Origin of the sequence: Faecalibacillus intestinalis (assembly GCF_003024685.1) — a bacterium.
Lineage (GTDB): Bacteria > Bacillota_I > Bacilli_A > Erysipelotrichales > Coprobacillaceae > Faecalibacillus > Faecalibacillus intestinalis.
This window is the reverse complement of record NZ_PYLQ01000002.1, coordinates 69,039-85,562: the sequence shown is the minus strand read 5'-3', so window position 1 is coordinate 85,562 and position 16,524 is coordinate 69,039. Positions and strand designations below refer to the sequence as shown.

The window sequence follows — 16,524 nt, the reverse complement described above, 5'->3', positions numbered from 1 at the left end:
AATTATGTCACTTACAATAGAAAACAATATTCTAATGAAAAATGGGAAACCATTTTTTTACCTAGCAGATACATGCTGGTCTGCATTTACAAATATTAAAGATAATGATTGGGATTATTATTTAGATTATCGTAAATCACAAGGTTTTAACACATTACAAATCAACATCCTCCCTCAATGGGACGCATCCGCCACAGATTTATGTTATGAACCTTTTGAAGTTATTGATGGAAAATATAATTATAAAAAATTAAATTTATCTTATTTTGAGCATGCAGATAAAATGTGCGCACGTGCTAAAGAAAAAGGCTTTGAATTAGCGCTTGTTATAATGTGGTGTAATTTTGTTCCTGATACATGGGCAAGTCAATTTTATTCAAAAGGTATTATGCCAATAGATTGTATTGACAATTATATAAATATTATTCATGAAACATTTACAAAGTATGAACCACTTTATATTATTAGTGGAGATACTGATTTTAATACAGAACAATGTATTGAATATTATGTTAAATGTGCTAAACAAATAAAAGAATTAGCACCTAATTGTTTATATACAACACACATAAAAGGAAGATATACATATATACCAGATAATCTTTATTCATATTTGGATTTATGTTTTTATCAAAGTGGTCATAATGCTCAAAACTTAGGAATGCCTTACTTACTTGCAGAAGAAATGGCAGATAAATATAAAGGTAAACCAGTAATAAATAGTGAACCATGTTATGAAGATATGGGATATTCTAGACAAATGTATGGAAGATGGAGTAAAGAAGATATCATTAGAGCTGCATGGATGTCTTTACTTTCTGGAGCCAGTGCTGGAATTACTTATGGAGCGGCAGGAATCTATAGTTGGCATACTACAAATAAAGGATTTGAAGCTTCGTTGGGAGAAGGATTTGCGACTCCTAAATGTTGGCAACAAGCTTTATGCTTTGATGGTGCTTGGGATTATGGTTATATAAAATATATATTTGAAACTTATGATTTATATGGGTTAAAAGCTATACAAGAACTACTTGTAAAAGAAAATCCAGAAATTAGAATTGCTAGAAAAGATGATAAAATTGTGTTATATGTTCCACACAATATTGACATTGAATTAAATTTAGATTTATCAAACTATAAAGCAATTGCAATTGATTTAACAAGAAGATATGTTTCACCACTTCAAACAATTAATGGAAAGACAAGCATTATTAAAATGACATATTTTAATAGAGATGCATTATATATTTTAGAAAAAGATGTATAGAGTTGCGATAATTTGTTCGTTTTCAATTTCAGCAAAAAATATCTGTCATGTTTTGCAAGAAGAAATTGAAAAAAAGCAGTTGAACATAGAAGTTGAAGCATTTCATACAGAAGATTGTAGTAAAGTAATAGGTAATTATGACTTAGTTTTACTTATGCCGCAAATTAGATATAATTTTAAAAATATAAGTAAATTATTGAAACCTATTGAAACAAAAGTAATTACAAATGAACAAATTAATCATATAAATGATTTGTTAGATGTTATTATAGAAAGCAAAGAACAGTGTAAGAAATAAAAATACACTGCTCTTTTTTAATAATCATAATAATGATCAATTTTATCAATGAGATCTTTATATTTTTTCTTATTTTTTTTAAGCATCACAACATAATAAGTGACATGGGCTTCTTCTTCATTAATGGGAAGAATTACACGATCAGACATCTTACCCTCTCTTTTAATAGAAAGATTAGAAGTATAAGAAGGAAGTGTTGATGCTTTGACAATTTCATTAAAAGTAAGGCGTTCTTCTTGTAAGAGATATTTAGTTTTTGGGGTTTTTTGCATATGTAAATCATGCCAAAAACCAATATTTGAATAAAGAAGCATGGTTTGACCATCTAAATCATGAAATTTAATTTCTTTTTTACTTGCAAGAGGATGATTTAATGGTAATGATAATAAAAGATCTTCTTCAACATAAGGAATACAAAAATATTGAGAATCATCAATATATTCAGGAGTAATCACAAGGTGATACTCTTTTTCTTTTAATTTTGTAAGTAAATCTTTTTTGTTAATAACGGCTGTTTGAATTGTTATTTGTGGATAAAGTTCTTTAATTAAAGGTTCAATATCCCACATGGGTGCAGGAGAACAAGTTGCAATAGAAATACGATGAAATGATTGATCATAATCTTGTACATCATTTATCATTGTTTGAATACTTTTAATGATTTTTTGAGCATGCTTAACAGCTAATTCACCATTTTTATTAAGAACAATTTTATTTTTATAATGATCAAAGAGTTCTACTCCTAAATCACTTTCTAATCTTTGCATAGAGCGTGAAAGGGCTGGTTGTGAAATTAATAATTCTTTGGCAGCTTTAGAAATTGTTTTATTCTCAGCAATATAAATAAGTTGTTCAAGTTGATTAAGTTCTATCATATAATGACCTCCTACTATGCGTTTAAATTATAGCACATTTCTTTATTGGTATTGTACTTTTAAGTAATAAAAAAATAAAATATGTGTGTAAAAAGGAGAAACTAAAAAATGAAAACATGGTTAATTACAGGATGTTCAAGTGGTATTGGAAAAGGAATTGCGAAAGCTGTTTTAGAAAGTGGGGATCAAGCAATTGTTACGGCAAGAAATAAAGATAAAGTGATGGATATTGTAGAAGCTTATCCAGAAACGGCTTTAGCTGTTTCTTTAGATGTATGTAGTCAAGATAGTATTAAAAACGCTGTAAAAGAAGCATACGATAAATTTGGAACAATTGATGTTCTTGTTAATAATGCAGGATATGGTTATCGTAGTGCTGTAGAAGAAGGAGAAATCGAAGCAGTTCAAACTTTATATCAAACTAATTTATTTGGACCAATTGAATTAATTAAAGCCGTTCTTCCTAAAATGAGAGAACAAAAATCAGGCTATATTCTAAATGTAACTTCGATTGCAGCAGCAAGATCCGCTGTAGGTTCAGGATATTATGCTTCAAGTAAAGCAGCCTTAGAATTACTTACAAATGGTTTAATGAAAGAACTTGCTCCATTAGGAATTAAAGCAATGGTTGTTCAACCAGGTGCTTTTAGAACAAGATTCTATGATGGGAAATCTTTACAAGGAACAAAAGCTCAAATTGGTGATTATGAAGCAACAGTAGGTAAATCAAGACCTGGTAACTTTGAAAATAAACATCAACAAGCTGGAGATCCAGATAAAGCAGGTAAAGTGATTGTAGAAGTGGTTCATAATGATGATTTACCTGAAATCTTAACATTAGGTAAAGCTGCTGTAACAGCTGTTAAATCAACATTAGAAGCAAAAATTGCAGAATTAGATAAATGGGCTGAAGTATCAGCTTCATGTGATTATGAGGAAGGAAAGTAGAAAGATGAAAAGAGTAAGACTTGGAAAGACAGATATGTATGTAAATGCGATTGGGCTAGGATGTATGGGGTTATCTCATGCTAGTGGTGTACCAACACCAAAAGATGAAGCTGTAGAAATTTTAAGAAAAGCGCATGAAATGGGGTATGATTTCTATGATACAGCTGAATGTTATACAGGAATTAATCCTGATGGAAGCATTGCTTATAATGAAGAAGTGGTAGGTGAAGCTATTAAACCATTTAGAAAAGATGTTGTTTTATGTACTAAATTTGGAGTAACACATAAAGGAGATCATCTTGAATTTGATAGTACACCTGAAAAAATTAGACAATCAATTGAAGGATCATTAAAAAGATTACAAACAGATTATGTAGATATTTACTATCAACATAGAATTGATCCTAATGTAGAACCAGAAGTTGTTGCTGGTGTGATGAAAGAATTAATGGAAGAAGGAAAGATTAAAGCATGGGGTATTTCAGAAGTAAATGAAGAATACTTAAGAAGAGCACATGCTATATGTCCAGTAACTGTTATTGAAAATAGATATTCAATGATGGCAAGATGGCATGAAAACTTAATGCCTGTATGTAAAGAATTAGGTATTACTTATGTTGCTTTCTCTCCTTTAGCTAATGGAGCACTTACAGGAGCTTATCAATCAAAAAAAGATTTCGGTAGTGGGGAACAAGACTTTAGACCTGATATGCCACAATATAGCGAAGAAGGAATTAAAAAGACAAATGAATTATTAGAAGTCGTATCTAAAATTGGTGAAAAACATCATGCTACAAATGCACAAATGTCACTTGCTTGGATGATTAATAAATATGATTTCATTATTCCAATTCCAGGATCAAGAAAACTTGATAGACTTCAATCTAACTTTGAAGCAGGTAATGTTGAATTAAGTCAAGAAGAAGTTAAAACAATTGATGATAAATTAAATACAATGGAATTTAAAGTGTTTGGAGGTCATTAATGATTCAATTAGATAAAAGGGAAGCTTTTCCCTTTTCTTCTAATCCTTTTGGATTGGTTTATGAAAATGCTATAACTGAAAATAAAGAAAATGAAGTTCAAATATATCCAATTACTTATCAATTAAATGGCATAAAAATTGCTTCTAATATCTATACACCAAAAAACTATAGTAAAGATAAACGATATCCTGCTATTGTTATCGCTGTTCCTAATGGAGCAGTCAAAGAACAAACTGCGGGCTTATATGCACAAAGATTGGCAGAAAAAGGATATATAACAATTGTAAGTGATCCTATTTTTTTGGTGAAAGTGAAGGAATGCCAAGACAACAAGATATTCCTTATTATCGCATAGAAGATATTAGAGGGATGATTGATGTTATCTTCTCATTTCCTGGTGTTGATTCACAACGTATCTATGGTTTAGGTATTTGCGGTGGTGGAGGCTATCTGCTTTCATGTGGACAAATGGATAAACGTTTAAAGAAAATAGCTACTGTCTCTATGTTTAATATGGGAGTGGTTAGACGTGAAGGCTTTCAAAACAGTCAAGTTGATACCGTGTTAAAAAGACTTCATGAGGTTGCTTCTATTCGAGAAAAAGAATTAAATGAAGATACTTTGATTTATAATGCGAATATGACAGAGATGAAACCAGAAGTAGGGCATCAATTACCAATTGAAATGTATCGAGAAGGTTATGAATATTATGTAGAAACACATTTTCATCCTAATAGTCATTCATGTTTTTTACAAAGAAACTTGATGGATTTGATGGTTTATGATCCAGTTCAATTTATGTATCTTCTTGATCAACCATTATTAATGATGGTTGGAGATCATGCTGATACAAATTATATGAGTGAACAAGCTTTTGAACTAGCGATTACGACAAAAGAAAAAGAACTTTATTATCTTAAAGATGCAACCCATATACAAACGTATTACAAAGAAAGTGTTGTAAAAGAAGCAATTGAAAAATTAGATATATTTTATAAATAAAGTTGGTGAAAAAATGCAAAAAGCAATTATTGTTTGTCTAAGCAAACAAAAAGATGAAATCATAAATCTATTACAACTTAATGATTATTCTTTTGAACCCTTATTGTCAAATGAACAACTTTATTTGATAGGTGATATCGAAGAATATCAAATTAATTTATTAATTAATATTATTAAACACTATAAAATTATTAGAAATGAAACACAATTATATATAAGTTATAGGGAGATATAAAAATGAGTATTTTATTTATTAATGGAAGTCCTAATAAAAATGGAAATACTGTAAGACTTACTAAAAAATTCTTAAAAGATCAAGAATTTAAAACATTAAATCTAGTTGATTATAAAATCTGCAGTTATGGTCAAAACTTTGAAGATGATCAATTAGATGAAGTTATTGAACAAATGAAACAAGCAGATACAATTGTTATTGGTTCACCACTTTATTGGCATAGTATGTCAGGAGCTATTCGTAATGTTTTAGATCGTTTTTATGGTTATGTAGATGAATGTTTATTACAAGGAAAAGATATGTATTTTGTTTTCCAAGGATATGCACCTACAAAGGAACAATTAGCGGCTGGTGAATATACAATGAGTCGTTTTGCTAAACTTTATGGTATGAACTATAAAGGGATGATTGCTGAATAAAAAGACTATAAAGAAACCTAGCTTTTAGGTTTTCATTATAGCCTTTTTTATAGCTTTAAATATTTTTCAAGTTTGGTGAATTTTGGAATACATATAAAATGTTTATCAAGAAAATTCTTGAAAAAACTGATGAATGTTCCATTAAACAAAGCAACAATAATAGTTCCTATACCAATACCAACAATTCCATGAAATAAGAATAAAGACATGATAAAAGATAAAATAAGGAATGTACAATCAAAGCAAGTTTTAAATATTTTTAAAGTAATATGATATTTTTTTGATATTTCTTGAACAAAAAAATCATAGATTTGAGGATATAAATAAGATTTATAAAACATAGCGACAGCCATTGCTGAAAGTATAAAACCTATAAAAAAATAAACAATACGAAATTGAAAACATATTTCATTTTGAGTTTGAAAGAAAGGAATAATTATTTTCCAAATATCTGCCATTGTTGCATATAAAACACCTGTGATAAAAGAACTCAAATATGTCATTTTAAATTTCTTCATTAAAATACAAAAAATGATAAAAATAATCCCTTCAACAATATATTCTGCTTGCCCATAAGTAAGTGAATAAACTTTTTCACTTAAAATATAAGCGGGTCCATTTATAGCAGATAACCCCATGTTTGCAATAGTCAGTAAGTCTATTGAAAATGATAAAACTAATATTGCAATTAAATACAATATCTCACTATTTATTCTTCTTTTTTTCATTTTAATCACCTCACCACGCATTATAGAAGCATTTATCTATAAAATTAAAAATGTTTCCAAATTGGAAACATTTCTAAACATGTCTACAATTGGTAGATAGTCATTTTCTTTCTATTTCAATGAGGTTCATGTATAGTTAAAGTAGGAGGTAAGGTATATGGATAATGATAGATTTGCTAGAACAATAAAAAATGCAAGACTTAAAAAAGGGTACACTCAAAGTCAACTTGCTGATTTACTAAAAGTCAGCAACAAAACAATTAGTAAATGGGAAACAGGAAGAGGTTATCCTGATATTACCTTACTTGCTAAGATAACATCTATTTTAAAACTAGACTATGAAGAACTTCTTCAAAGCAATGAATATATTATTCAAAAAAGAAAGAAAAAAAGAAAAGATATTTTTATCATCAGTATTGTTTGTTTTATTTTTGCAATTACATTAATTGGTATGTATAAAGTCCAAAAACAACAAAAATATGAAAATAATTATAATAATATCATCCAAAGATTATGCAGTGATTATTATGTAGGTGACCAATTGGCTTTAGCTTATCGTGAACCTGCTTCGTTAGTGGTTATGTATTCTGGTGGTTTGACACAAAAGAAAGTTATTCAATTTTGTGATTATTTAAATATTAATGATTTTAAAAAGATTAAAACAATTAAAACAGAATTTTCAAATAATCCTACAATTTCTTATATTAATCAAGATAATCAAGAAAAACAATATGAATTTTATATTATGAGTCAAAAAGGTGATATAAAAGTAACGATTGTCATACTTAAAAATAATATCATTAAAATCCTTGATGATGAGAATCATCAAGTTCATTATTATCAAAGTCAAAATATAAATTATGAAAAACTTAATATAGATCATTTACCTTGGTAATACCAAGGTATTTTTTTTATGAAAATGTTATAATTTTTGTAACATATGATACCTTTAAAAAGTATTACTAATGAAGGGAGGTTTTAAATATGGAAGAAGTCATTCAACGTGAAAAAGATCTGGTTTATCGTCTTGCTTTTAGCCAATGTCATCAAAAAGATCAAGCAGATGATATCTTTCAAAATGTGATGTATCGTTATATGAAAAGAAAACCTGTTTTTGAATCTTTAGAACATGAAAAAGCTTGGTTTATAAGGGTAACACTTAATTGTAGTAAAACATCTTTGAAGTCTTTTTGGCATAATAAAGTAGATGAAATCGATGAACAAACTTATATTTTTGAAAAGCAAGAAATTGATTTGACCCCTTATTTAAATAAGCTTTCTAAAAAGTATAATGTAGTTCTTTATTTATTTTATTATGAAGGATATTCAACAAAAGAAATGGCAGAATTATTACATATCAAAGAAAATAATGTTCGTGTTTTATTAAACCGAGCAAGAAATCAATTAAGAAAGGAGATAGAGGCTGATGAAAAATAAATCATTTAAAAATTATTATGATGAAATTCAAGTTGATGAAAATCTTCTTCAACAAATTCCTATAAAAAAACATCATTACTATAAACCTATTTTGATTATTTCTTGTGTAGTTCTTTTATTTGTATTAGGTATTCAAAACAAAGAAACAAAAGATACATTTGAAATTCTTGCTTATAATCAAACCTATAATTCTATTACTACTCAAGCAACACCTATGGATTATTATTTAATTCATGATCAGGTCGATATAATGGATAAAGTGCAATTGAAAAAGAAATATGAAGAAAAGTATTTTTCTAAAAAAACAGATTTTAAACAATCGCAATTAGATTTAAAAAATTATGATGGAAAATATTATTTAGATGGGTATCTTACAACAAGTTATTTTACAGTAGATGTACAAAGTGACAAAATAGAATCAATTCGTATTGTTCAAGGAGGAAATCCTTTAGAGATTCATCTAGGTGGAAAAGTCTATCAAAGTGATACTACGATTTCTTATGATCTTTATAAAAAATATTATCATACAAAAAAAGGTTTAAAAGTTATTTGGAAACCAGAAGATTATCTTTTTAACTCTAAGATAAAAGATATTTCTGATAATTTTAGAATTGAAGTGAACTATAAATCAAAAGCAAGTAAACTTTTTGAAGTAGAACTTTCTTTTAATCAAAAAGGACAAATGTTTGTTCAAAAAAGAAAAACAAAACGTACAGAAATCAATACCGAATTAAAGCAATCAAAACATAAATACTTACGTTTTAGTACTTTAAGTGAATCAGAAACAATCAAAGAATTAAAAGAACTCCTTCCTCAAGAAGTTATAGATGAATTGATGAAAAATGGTTATGTTTATGAAGATAAAAAAGAAAATTATTTTAATTTCAGTAATGATAAAGATGAACCAACTTTAAGACTTGATGTTAGTTATGATAAAAATAACAAAATCATTCAATATGTTTCAAAAGAATATGGTTTTACAGATAGCATTACATCAACTCTTGAAAAAGACCCAATAGAAATTATTAAACATGCACAAGATATTTTGATGAATCAACAACTTCCTCTTACAGAAGTCATCCTTCCTAGTCATTATAGTGGAGGAAACTATAAAGCATATATTGATGATTTTTATCAATATGTTATTCAAACAGATATCAATATGCTTGTTCGTATAGAAAAAAGAGAAGAAAATGATATTGTAGAAAAAGAAGTCACTTCAAATATTTATAGCTATGATGATATTACTTCAGCAATTAATACAGTTATTGAGTATTTTAATGAAAATTTTAAAGGCTGTACATTAAAAGAAATTTATTATGCGGGAGATAATGAAAATTATTTTAAAGAAATACTACAACAATATGGTGGAGATGAAGCTATTGTTTTAACATCAACATTTGATGTTGATGGAAGTGGTGGAGATGGTTCTTTAAATCCTAATAGTACTTATAAAGATTGGATTTGGTTACTTGTAAGAAATAAACAGGGTGAATGGAAACATGTAGATCATGGTTATTAAAATGGTATAAAAAAGATGAGCATCCATCAAGGATGCTCAATCTCTATACAAACACTACACTTCCAACATGGTTATTATAAACTATTTTATTGAATAAATAAAACAAAATAATTAAAAAAATTAATTTTCACATAATCCATTGATAGAAGAGTATAAAATAGAAAAAATAGTTATTTTGATAATAAGTTTTTTATTATTTATTATGTTATTTTAGTTTGAAAAAATGAATCAGTATAATAATATAATTCCTTTTTAACAAATTATTTCCCAAGAAATAATTCATAAATTGGAAGATTTAAAATAAAGGAGAAAGATGATGACGAAAGAGAAAATAGAAAATAAATTATTTTGGCATTATTTATCAGGAGGAGTATTAGCACTTATTTGGATTTGTATAGAAATTGATATTTATCCTGTTAGAAATACTGATGAATATTATTTGGGTGGATATAATCAATTAAGTTGTTTATGCTTGATTATTTTAGGAATTTTGGTTTATAAAGTTATAAAGATCATCTCTTTGAAGAAACAATTAAAAAAGGCACTGTTGTGCATAGAGCATAAATAAAGCTTGATTATTTTTTTGTGATAGATGCACAAGAAAAATATTTTTTCTTGTCTTTAAAATAAAATATCTCCAAAATACACCTAGACACTAAATGTCACCTTGCTACTGTCAGAGGGCGAGGTGGCATTTATTTTTTTAGGAGGAAATTTATGAAAAAAAAATAAAAATGCCCAAAACAAAATTTGAAGCTATTGTTTTTACAGCTATTACAGCTTGGATGATAGTTTATGTGATGACACTCTACAATACAGTACTTGCAACATCATCTTTTACCAATAGTACTTTTTTAATTGTTTTAAAAAGTATGTGGATCGAGTTTGTGATTATTTTTTTATGTGCTTATTTTATTTCAAGTAAAGTTGCTAAGTATTTTGCTTTTAAAGTTGTGCAGCCAATAGATCGAGGAATTGTTATTGTTTTAATGATTCAAGTATTTACGGTTATCAGTCAAGTGGCACTTGCTAGTATTTTAGGTGTATATCATAGTTATGGTTTTGATAGTCAATTTATTCCTCATTATTTGATAACATATTGTCGTAGTTTTATGATGGCTTTACCTGTTCAACTGTTTATTGTAGGAGCCATGGCGAAATATTTATTTAGAGTTTTATTTTCTTCTACAAATGGTGTTGAGGAAGAAAAGATTGAAAAAGAATTATTAGAAGAAGGATTTGCTGAGTAGTGAAGTCTTTTTTTTTACAGGTTTATGTGCAATTTTTTTGCAAAAATAGTATACCAAGAGAGGCATGTTTTTTGCGATTCTTTGTTATATTCAAGAATAGAGGGGTTTGCTAATATATAGGTGTAAGGAACGGATGAATAGAAAATGGTGATTGATAAAGATCTTATCTTACTAGATTTAACAGGAGATAAAGAAACAATGATTTATAATTGCTATGAATATGAAAGAACCTCAAGTAACTAAAAATACTTTAAAAGATCTTTATGCAGTTATGGATAATAAAAAAGCCATGCAAGTTTTATTAGAAGCCAAAGATGCTAAAGATGTTATTGAATATCTTAAAGCTTAAGAAGAAATTCTTAGGCTTTTTTCTTAATTTAGGAAATCCATTGTTTCATTTCATTGTAAAGATTATTGTAAAGATGAAATGGAGGAATAATGATGAAAAAAGCAGCAATTATAATAGCGTCAGGTTTTGAAGAAGGTGAAGCTCTAACAATTGCAGATATTATAAAAAGAGCACATCTTCAATGTGATTTAGTAGGTTTTGAACAAGAGGTTAAAGGAGGACATGAAATCATTGTAAGAAGTGATCACATCTTAAATGAGACACTTCTTGATTATGACATGGTTATTTTACCAGGGGGTTATGGTGGAGCAGAAGCGATGAAAAATAACCCAACACTTATTTCATATTTACAACAAATGAATGAAAAAGGTAAATATGTTTGTGCTATGTGTGCAGCACCTATTGTTTTAGAAAAAGCAAATTTATTAGTTGATAAAAAATTTACAGCTTATCAAGGCTATGATCAAAAAATAAAACAAGGGACTTATTTAAATGATAAAGTGGTCATTGATGGCAATATTGTTACAAGTAGAGGACCAGCAACAGCTTATGCTTTTGCTTATAAACTTGTAGAATTATTAGGTGGAGATGCTTTAGCAGTTAAAAAGAGAATGGTTTATTTTAATGCATTTGATGTCAAGGAGGATGAATAAAATGGGACGTGTTGCAGTATTAATGGCTGAAGGATATGAAGAAGGAGAAACATTAACAATTGTGGATTTACTTCGTCGAGGGGGATTAGAATGTCAGACATTTAGTTTTAATAATGAATTTGTTAGAGGAATGCATGATATGTATATTAAAGCAGATAAGTATTTTAATGATGAAATTAAAAACTATGATATGCTTGTTTTACCTGGAGGAAGACCTGGTGGTCAAAATTTATTAGAAAATCAAGATGTGATTTCACTTGTTCAATATTTTAATGAGCATCATCAATATATAGCAGCGATGTGTTCAGGAACAGTTGTCTTAGAAAAAGCCAATGTCATTAAAGGTAAAAAAGTAACAGGATATACAGGTTATCAAGATAAACTTGTAAGTGGAGATTTTGTAAATGAAGTCGCTGTTTTTGATCAAAATATTGTAACGAGTCAAGGACCAGCAACACCTTATCCTTTTTCTTTTAAAATTTTAGAAGTCTTTGGTAAGGATGTTACTGAAATGAAAGAAGGATTAATGTATAATTTTGCTGGTGGAAAGTAGATGATGATATGCCTTATGGAAAGTTACCGATTGTTTTTTTAAGTACTTTAGCGAGTGAAAAGAAAGATTCAACGAATAGTCAAATTGCAACGTATTTATTAAATCATTTAGATGATATTAAGGATATTGGTATTCAAGAGATGGCTAAGGAATGTTCTGTAGCAATGAGTTCTATATCTCGTTTTTGTAAGGAAATAGGGTTAAATGATTTTAATGAACTAAGAGAATTGTTGATTACTACAAATATGACTTTTGAACAATATTCTACATCTTCTAAAGCTAAAGATAGATTAAAAGAATATAGTTCAAAAGTAAAAGAAAGTATTACAATGGTAGAAAAATCAATAGATATACAACAAATAGATGCATTATGCAAAGAAATCCAAAAATATGAACAAGTAGGTATCTTTGGTTTATTAAAAGCAGGAGCAGTTGCTTTTAATTTACAAAGTGATTTATTGATGTTAGGAAAACAAACTTATTCAAATATTTCCTATAAGCAACAATTACAATATATTTCATCAACCAATGAAGATGATTTATTAATTATCTTTTCTTATACAGGAAGTTATTTTGATTATCCTGATATTAGAACTTTAAAGAATAGATTAAAGAAACCACAGATTTGGTTGATTTCAAGTAAACAAGAAAGTTATCCAGATTTTATTGATCATGTGATTACCTTTGATTCTAAACAAGATCAAAATAGTCACCCTTATCAATTACAATTTATAGCAAGTTTAATAGCACAAGAGTATGCAAGGAGGGGTTAATCCTCCTTTTCTTAATTTAGGAAATCTAATGTTTTATAGAAGTACATCATATATATTTTTATTGGAGGTAAAAATGATGATTAATAAAGGTTATAAACATTGGATGATTGTTTTTTTTGATGTGTTGTTTAGCAGCAAGTTCTATAGGTTTATGTACAAATGCCATAGGTATGTTTTATACACCAGTATCAAAAAGTTTACATGTTTTAAAAGGAACGTTTGCAATGCATGCAACATTATCCACATTGATAACGGCTTTGACATCATTAAAAATGTCAAAGTTAATAAGAAAATATAACTATAAAAAGATTCTTCTTATAGGAGTTCTTTTATCAAGTGTTTCAACTTGGATGATGTCTTATAGTCGATCAGTGTATTTATTTTATATATTAGGTATTTTACGAGGAATAGGTGTTGGTATTGGAGGAATGGTTCCTATTACAGTAATTATTACAAATTGGTTTGATGAAAAACACGGATTAGCAACGAGCTTAGCTTTAAGTTTTAGTGGTCTTGCAGGAGCTATCTTTTCCCCATTATTAAGTTCATGGATTATAAGTTATGGTTGGCAAATGACATATCGATTAATGGCTAGTTGTATCCTTATTTTAGTTCTTCCAGTATTAATTGTTCCTTGGAAAATTAATCCTCAAGAAGAAGGAATGCTACCTTATGGATATCAAGAAAAAAAAGATACTATTAAAATACAAAATAAAAAAGTCAATTTAATAACAATCAGTTTTATATGTATGTGTATATTCACACTTTTACATACATCCATTACAGGTATTTCTCAACATTTATCAGGTATTGCTTTGAGTATTCATTTATCAGCTACTAGCGGAGCAATACTTATGTCGCTTACAATGATTGGTAATATCAGTACAAAATTATTAATTGGTTTTTTAAGTGATTTATTAAATCCTATAAAAGCAGTTATTATTATGATTCTAGCAAATTGTTTTTCTTTAGGATTATTGTTTTTAGGTGTAATTCATCAAGAAATCATGTTACTTTATATCGGTTCATTCATGTTTGGTTCTATTTATTCAGTTGGTGCTGTAGGAATTCCAATGTTAACACGTTATTTCTTTGGAAATGAAAATTATGCAAGAACTTATTCTTTTATTGGTTTTCTTACAAATGTAGGAAGTGCCAGTTCATTAACATTAATTGGTTATTTATATGATTTTACACAAAGTTATCAAATTGTTTTTATTATCGCTTTATGTTTTCATCTTATAAATTTAATATTGTTAGTTATTATTTGTTTACGTTATAATGGCGTAGGTGATAAATAATGAAATATTGTAGTGAATGTGGAACTAAACTTATAGAAAAAGAATGTGGGATAGATGGGCTTGTACCTTATTGTCCAACTTGTAAACAATTTCGTTTTCCAATGTTTAATAGTGCTATTTCAACAATTATCTTTAATCCTACAAAAGATAAGATTTTGCTTATTAAACAATATGGAAAAGATTTTAATGTATTAGTAGCTGGATATATTACAAAAGGTGAAAATGCGAAAGAAACATTGATTAGAGAAATTAAAGAAGAAGTTAATTTAAATGTAATTGATTATACATATAATGATAATGAATATTATCAACCATCTAATACATTAATGCATAATTATGCCGTTATTGTTGATAGTGAAGATTTTAAACTGACAAATGAAGTCGATGAAGCTCATTGGTATTCAATTGAAGAATCAAGAAAAGAAATTAAACAAGGATCGCTTGCACATTCATTTTTAGAAAGATATTTAAAAAAACAGCAGTAGCTGTTTTTTTAATACAAATCTTCTCCATTTGTTTCAATAACTTTTTTATACCAATAGAATGAATCTTTTTTAATTCTTTGATACGTTCCATTTCCTAAATTATCTCGATCTACATAAATAAAACCATATCTTTTCTTAACTTCGCCTGTACCATTAGAAACTAAATCGATACATCCCCAAGTTGTATAACCTAATAAATTAACACCATCTTTTTCTACAGCATCTTTCATTGCTTGAATATGTTGTCTTAAATAATCTATTCTATAATCATCATGAATTGATCCATTTTCTAAAACATCGTTGGCCCCTAAACCATTTTCTACAACAAATAATGGTTTTTGATAACGATCATAGAGTTCATTAAGAGTACTTCTAAATCCTAAAGGATCAATAGCCCAACCCCAATCACTTTCTTTTAAATAAGGATTTTTAGCAGAAGAAAAAATATTACTTTCTGATTGTTTTCCTTTAGATAAATCACTACTACTTACTCTTGATGAATAATATGAGAAACTTACAAAATCCACGGTATTTTCTTTTAATAGTTCTTTATCTCCTTTTACAAAAGGAATAGATGCATTTCTTTCTTCAAGCCATTTTAATGCATAATTATGATAATAACCTCTTGCTTGAACATCTGCAAACATATAGACTTCTCGATTATCACAAATTGCTTTCCAATAATCCTCTGGTTTACATGTTTCAGGATAATAAGAACCAGCAGCTAACATACAACCAATTTGATTATTTGAATCTATTTCATGAGCAAGTTTTGTGGCCATGGCACTTGCTAGAAGTTGATGATGAACAGCTGTAATCATAGCTTGCGTTTCATTTTCATCTTCTTCAAAACAAAGACCAGCAGCGACAAAAGGAAAATGTAAAATCATATTGATTTCATTAAAAGTCAACCAATATTTAACTAATCCTTTGTATCTAATAAATAAAGTTTTACAAAGCTTGTAGAAATAATTAATCATTTCTCTACTTCGCCAACCACCGATTTTTTTAATTAAATACATTGGACAATCAAAATGATTAATAGTAACAAGAGGTTCAATACCATATTTATGGCATTCTTTAAAAATATCTTCATAATATTTTAATCCTACTTCATTTGGTTTTTCTTCATTACCATTTGGGAAAATACGTGTCCAAGCAATAGATAAACGAAAAGTTTTAAATCCCATTTCACCAAATAAAGCAATATCTTCTTTATAATGATGATAAAAATCAACAGCAGTTAAAGCTGGATAAAAATGTTGATCATCAAAATCATACATTTTCATTTTACCAGTACCAACTAAATAACGATCTTCACCTAAAGGCATAAGATCTACATTAGCAACACCTCTGTTTCCTTCATTTGCTCCACCTTCACATTGATTGGCAGCTGTCGCACCACCCCATAAAAAATCTTTTCTAAATCCCATTTGTTGTTTC

Annotated in this window: 22 protein-coding genes; 19 read left to right on the top strand and 3 right to left on the bottom strand. The window is 28.1% G+C overall.

What is annotated here, in order from left to right; translation table 11 throughout:
• Positions 1–4: 4 nt before the first annotated feature.
• Positions 5–1,267 (top strand): apiosidase-like domain-containing protein, encoded by a 1,263-nt coding sequence (locus C7U54_RS01980; protein WP_022002469.1) that lies wholly within the window; start codon positions 5–7, stop codon positions 1,265–1,267.
• Complete coding sequence (locus C7U54_RS01975; protein ID WP_022002470.1) at positions 1,260–1,565, top strand: PTS sugar transporter subunit IIB; 306 nt, start codon at positions 1,260–1,262, stop codon at positions 1,563–1,565. Before C7U54_RS01980 ends, C7U54_RS01975 begins: the two co-directional genes overlap by 8 nt.
• A 17-nt stretch (positions 1,566–1,582) precedes the next feature.
• On the opposite strand, the gene C7U54_RS01970 is transcribed toward C7U54_RS01975, so the two are convergent.
• Positions 1,583–2,440 carry a LysR family transcriptional regulator gene (locus C7U54_RS01970; RefSeq protein WP_107029131.1) on the bottom strand — a complete coding sequence of 286 codons (858 nt, stop codon included), beginning with the start codon at positions 2,438–2,440 and terminating at the stop codon, positions 1,583–1,585.
• A 108-nt stretch (positions 2,441–2,548) separates the two neighbouring features.
• Here C7U54_RS01970 and C7U54_RS01965 point away from each other — a divergent pair, with 108 nt between their 5' ends.
• Genes C7U54_RS01965 through C7U54_RS01945 form a run of 6 tightly spaced genes read left to right on the top strand, consistent with a single transcriptional unit; the run spans position 2,549 to position 6,030 of the window.
• Entirely contained in the window at positions 2,549–3,388 is an 840-nt protein-coding gene (locus C7U54_RS01965; protein ID WP_107029130.1) for an oxidoreductase, read from the top strand.
• A gap of 4 nt (positions 3,389–3,392) precedes the next feature.
• The gene (locus tag C7U54_RS01960; RefSeq protein ID WP_107029129.1) at positions 3,393–4,373 is read left to right on the top strand and encodes an aldo/keto reductase; all 981 of its coding nucleotides are present in this window, start codon (positions 3,393–3,395) and stop codon (positions 4,371–4,373) included.
• A complete protein-coding gene (locus C7U54_RS14815) occupies positions 4,373–4,729 on the top strand; it encodes an alpha/beta hydrolase family protein (RefSeq protein WP_206603566.1) in 357 nt (118 codons plus the stop codon). Before C7U54_RS01960 ends, C7U54_RS14815 begins: the two co-directional genes overlap by 1 nt.
• On the top strand, positions 4,693–5,376 hold the full coding sequence (locus C7U54_RS01955) for an acetylxylan esterase (protein WP_206603565.1): 684 nt from the start codon (positions 4,693–4,695) through the stop codon (positions 5,374–5,376). The genes C7U54_RS14815 and C7U54_RS01955 overlap by 37 nt, the downstream gene beginning before the upstream one ends.
• 13 nt (positions 5,377–5,389) lie before the next feature.
• Positions 5,390–5,611 carry a hypothetical protein gene (locus tag C7U54_RS01950; protein WP_106987508.1) on the top strand — a complete coding sequence of 74 codons (222 nt, stop codon included), beginning with the start codon at positions 5,390–5,392 and terminating at the stop codon, positions 5,609–5,611.
• A gap of 2 nt (positions 5,612–5,613) precedes the next feature.
• Entirely contained in the window at positions 5,614–6,030 is a 417-nt protein-coding gene (locus C7U54_RS01945; protein ID WP_107029128.1) for a flavodoxin family protein, read from the top strand.
• A gap of 47 nt (positions 6,031–6,077) precedes the next feature.
• Here the strand turns inward: C7U54_RS01945 and C7U54_RS01940 are convergent, their stop codons facing one another.
• Positions 6,078–6,758 (bottom strand): DUF6198 family protein, encoded by a 681-nt coding sequence (locus tag C7U54_RS01940; RefSeq protein WP_022002478.1) that lies wholly within the window; start codon positions 6,756–6,758, stop codon positions 6,078–6,080.
• A 157-nt stretch (positions 6,759–6,915) separates the two neighbouring features.
• Between C7U54_RS01940 and C7U54_RS01935 the strand changes: the two genes are divergently transcribed.
• From C7U54_RS01935 to C7U54_RS01890, 11 genes are all read left to right on the top strand, one after another.
• Positions 6,916–7,653 carry a helix-turn-helix domain-containing protein gene (locus tag C7U54_RS01935; RefSeq protein WP_107029127.1) on the top strand — a complete coding sequence of 246 codons (738 nt, stop codon included), beginning with the start codon at positions 6,916–6,918 and terminating at the stop codon, positions 7,651–7,653.
• Between the two features lie 89 nt (positions 7,654–7,742).
• A complete protein-coding gene (locus tag C7U54_RS01930) occupies positions 7,743–8,195 on the top strand; it encodes an RNA polymerase sigma factor (protein ID WP_022000737.1) in 453 nt (150 codons plus the stop codon).
• Positions 8,185–9,717, top strand: coding sequence for a hypothetical protein (locus C7U54_RS01925; protein WP_107029126.1), 1,533 nt, complete (start codon positions 8,185–8,187; stop codon positions 9,715–9,717). Before C7U54_RS01930 ends, C7U54_RS01925 begins: the two co-directional genes overlap by 11 nt.
• A gap of 316 nt (positions 9,718–10,033) precedes the next feature.
• A complete protein-coding gene (locus C7U54_RS01920) occupies positions 10,034–10,285 on the top strand; it encodes a hypothetical protein (protein WP_022000739.1) in 252 nt (83 codons plus the stop codon).
• Positions 10,286–10,451: 166 nt separating this feature from the next.
• A complete protein-coding gene (locus C7U54_RS01915; protein WP_107029125.1) occupies positions 10,452–10,967 on the top strand; it encodes a hypothetical protein in 516 nt (171 codons plus the stop codon).
• A 214-nt stretch (positions 10,968–11,181) separates the two neighbouring features.
• Positions 11,182–11,316, top strand: a complete 135-nt coding sequence (locus tag C7U54_RS15355) for a hypothetical protein (protein ID WP_267905636.1) — start codon at positions 11,182–11,184, stop codon at positions 11,314–11,316.
• A gap of 89 nt (positions 11,317–11,405) precedes the next feature.
• Positions 11,406–11,969 carry a DJ-1 family glyoxalase III gene (locus C7U54_RS01910; protein WP_241522555.1) on the top strand — a complete coding sequence of 188 codons (564 nt, stop codon included), beginning with the start codon at positions 11,406–11,408 and terminating at the stop codon, positions 11,967–11,969.
• Position 11,970: 1 nt separating this feature from the next.
• A complete protein-coding gene (locus C7U54_RS01905) occupies positions 11,971–12,522 on the top strand; it encodes a DJ-1 family glyoxalase III (protein ID WP_107029123.1) in 552 nt (183 codons plus the stop codon).
• A gap of 8 nt (positions 12,523–12,530) precedes the next feature.
• Positions 12,531–13,295, top strand: a complete 765-nt coding sequence (locus C7U54_RS01900; protein ID WP_107029122.1) for a MurR/RpiR family transcriptional regulator — start codon at positions 12,531–12,533, stop codon at positions 13,293–13,295.
• A gap of 119 nt (positions 13,296–13,414) precedes the next feature.
• The gene (locus C7U54_RS01895) at positions 13,415–14,596 is read left to right on the top strand and encodes an MFS transporter (protein WP_107029121.1); all 1,182 of its coding nucleotides are present in this window, start codon (positions 13,415–13,417) and stop codon (positions 14,594–14,596) included.
• Positions 14,596–15,081: an NAD(+) diphosphatase gene (locus C7U54_RS01890; RefSeq protein ID WP_107029120.1), complete on the top strand. Its 486-nt coding sequence runs from the start codon at positions 14,596–14,598 to the stop codon at positions 15,079–15,081. The genes C7U54_RS01895 and C7U54_RS01890 overlap by 1 nt, the downstream gene beginning before the upstream one ends.
• Before the next feature lie 8 nt (positions 15,082–15,089).
• On the opposite strand, the gene C7U54_RS01885 is transcribed toward C7U54_RS01890, so the two are convergent.
• The gene (locus C7U54_RS01885; protein ID WP_107029119.1) at positions 15,090–16,514 is read right to left on the bottom strand and encodes a 6-phospho-beta-glucosidase; all 1,425 of its coding nucleotides are present in this window, start codon (positions 16,512–16,514) and stop codon (positions 15,090–15,092) included.
• Between the last annotated feature and the right edge of the window lie 10 nt (positions 16,515–16,524).

Bases quoted from the DNA above. Each gene is read 5' to 3' on its own strand.
- C7U54_RS01980 (WP_022002469.1), top strand. From the start codon at position 5: ATGTCACTTACAATAGAAAACAATATTCTAATGAAAAATGGGAAACCA.
- C7U54_RS01975 (WP_022002470.1), top strand. From the start codon at position 1,260: ATGTATAGAGTTGCGATAATTTGTTCGTTTTCAATTTCAGCAAAAAAT.
- C7U54_RS01970 (WP_107029131.1), bottom strand. From the start codon at position 2,440: ATGATAGAACTTAATCAACTTGAACAACTTATTTATATTGCTGAGAAT.
- C7U54_RS01965 (WP_107029130.1), top strand. From the start codon at position 2,549: ATGAAAACATGGTTAATTACAGGATGTTCAAGTGGTATTGGAAAAGGA.
- C7U54_RS01960 (WP_107029129.1), top strand. From the start codon at position 3,393: ATGAAAAGAGTAAGACTTGGAAAGACAGATATGTATGTAAATGCGATT.
- C7U54_RS14815 (WP_206603566.1), top strand. From the start codon at position 4,373: ATGATTCAATTAGATAAAAGGGAAGCTTTTCCCTTTTCTTCTAATCCT.
- C7U54_RS01955 (WP_206603565.1), top strand. From the start codon at position 4,693: ATGCCAAGACAACAAGATATTCCTTATTATCGCATAGAAGATATTAGA.
- C7U54_RS01950 (WP_106987508.1), top strand. From the start codon at position 5,390: ATGCAAAAAGCAATTATTGTTTGTCTAAGCAAACAAAAAGATGAAATC.
- C7U54_RS01945 (WP_107029128.1), top strand. From the start codon at position 5,614: ATGAGTATTTTATTTATTAATGGAAGTCCTAATAAAAATGGAAATACT.
- C7U54_RS01940 (WP_022002478.1), bottom strand. From the start codon at position 6,758: ATGAAAAAAAGAAGAATAAATAGTGAGATATTGTATTTAATTGCAATA.
- C7U54_RS01935 (WP_107029127.1), top strand. From the start codon at position 6,916: ATGGATAATGATAGATTTGCTAGAACAATAAAAAATGCAAGACTTAAA.
- C7U54_RS01930 (WP_022000737.1), top strand. From the start codon at position 7,743: ATGGAAGAAGTCATTCAACGTGAAAAAGATCTGGTTTATCGTCTTGCT.
- C7U54_RS01925 (WP_107029126.1), top strand. From the start codon at position 8,185: ATGAAAAATAAATCATTTAAAAATTATTATGATGAAATTCAAGTTGAT.
- C7U54_RS01920 (WP_022000739.1), top strand. From the start codon at position 10,034: ATGACGAAAGAGAAAATAGAAAATAAATTATTTTGGCATTATTTATCA.
- C7U54_RS01915 (WP_107029125.1), top strand. From the start codon at position 10,452: ATGCCCAAAACAAAATTTGAAGCTATTGTTTTTACAGCTATTACAGCT.
- C7U54_RS15355 (WP_267905636.1), top strand. From the start codon at position 11,182: ATGAATATGAAAGAACCTCAAGTAACTAAAAATACTTTAAAAGATCTT.
- C7U54_RS01910 (WP_241522555.1), top strand. From the start codon at position 11,406: ATGATGAAAAAAGCAGCAATTATAATAGCGTCAGGTTTTGAAGAAGGT.
- C7U54_RS01905 (WP_107029123.1), top strand. From the start codon at position 11,971: ATGGGACGTGTTGCAGTATTAATGGCTGAAGGATATGAAGAAGGAGAA.
- C7U54_RS01900 (WP_107029122.1), top strand. From the start codon at position 12,531: ATGCCTTATGGAAAGTTACCGATTGTTTTTTTAAGTACTTTAGCGAGT.
- C7U54_RS01895 (WP_107029121.1), top strand. From the start codon at position 13,415: ATGTGTTGTTTAGCAGCAAGTTCTATAGGTTTATGTACAAATGCCATA.
- C7U54_RS01890 (WP_107029120.1), top strand. From the start codon at position 14,596: ATGAAATATTGTAGTGAATGTGGAACTAAACTTATAGAAAAAGAATGT.
- C7U54_RS01885 (WP_107029119.1), bottom strand. From the start codon at position 16,514: ATGGGATTTAGAAAAGATTTTTTATGGGGTGGTGCGACAGCTGCCAAT.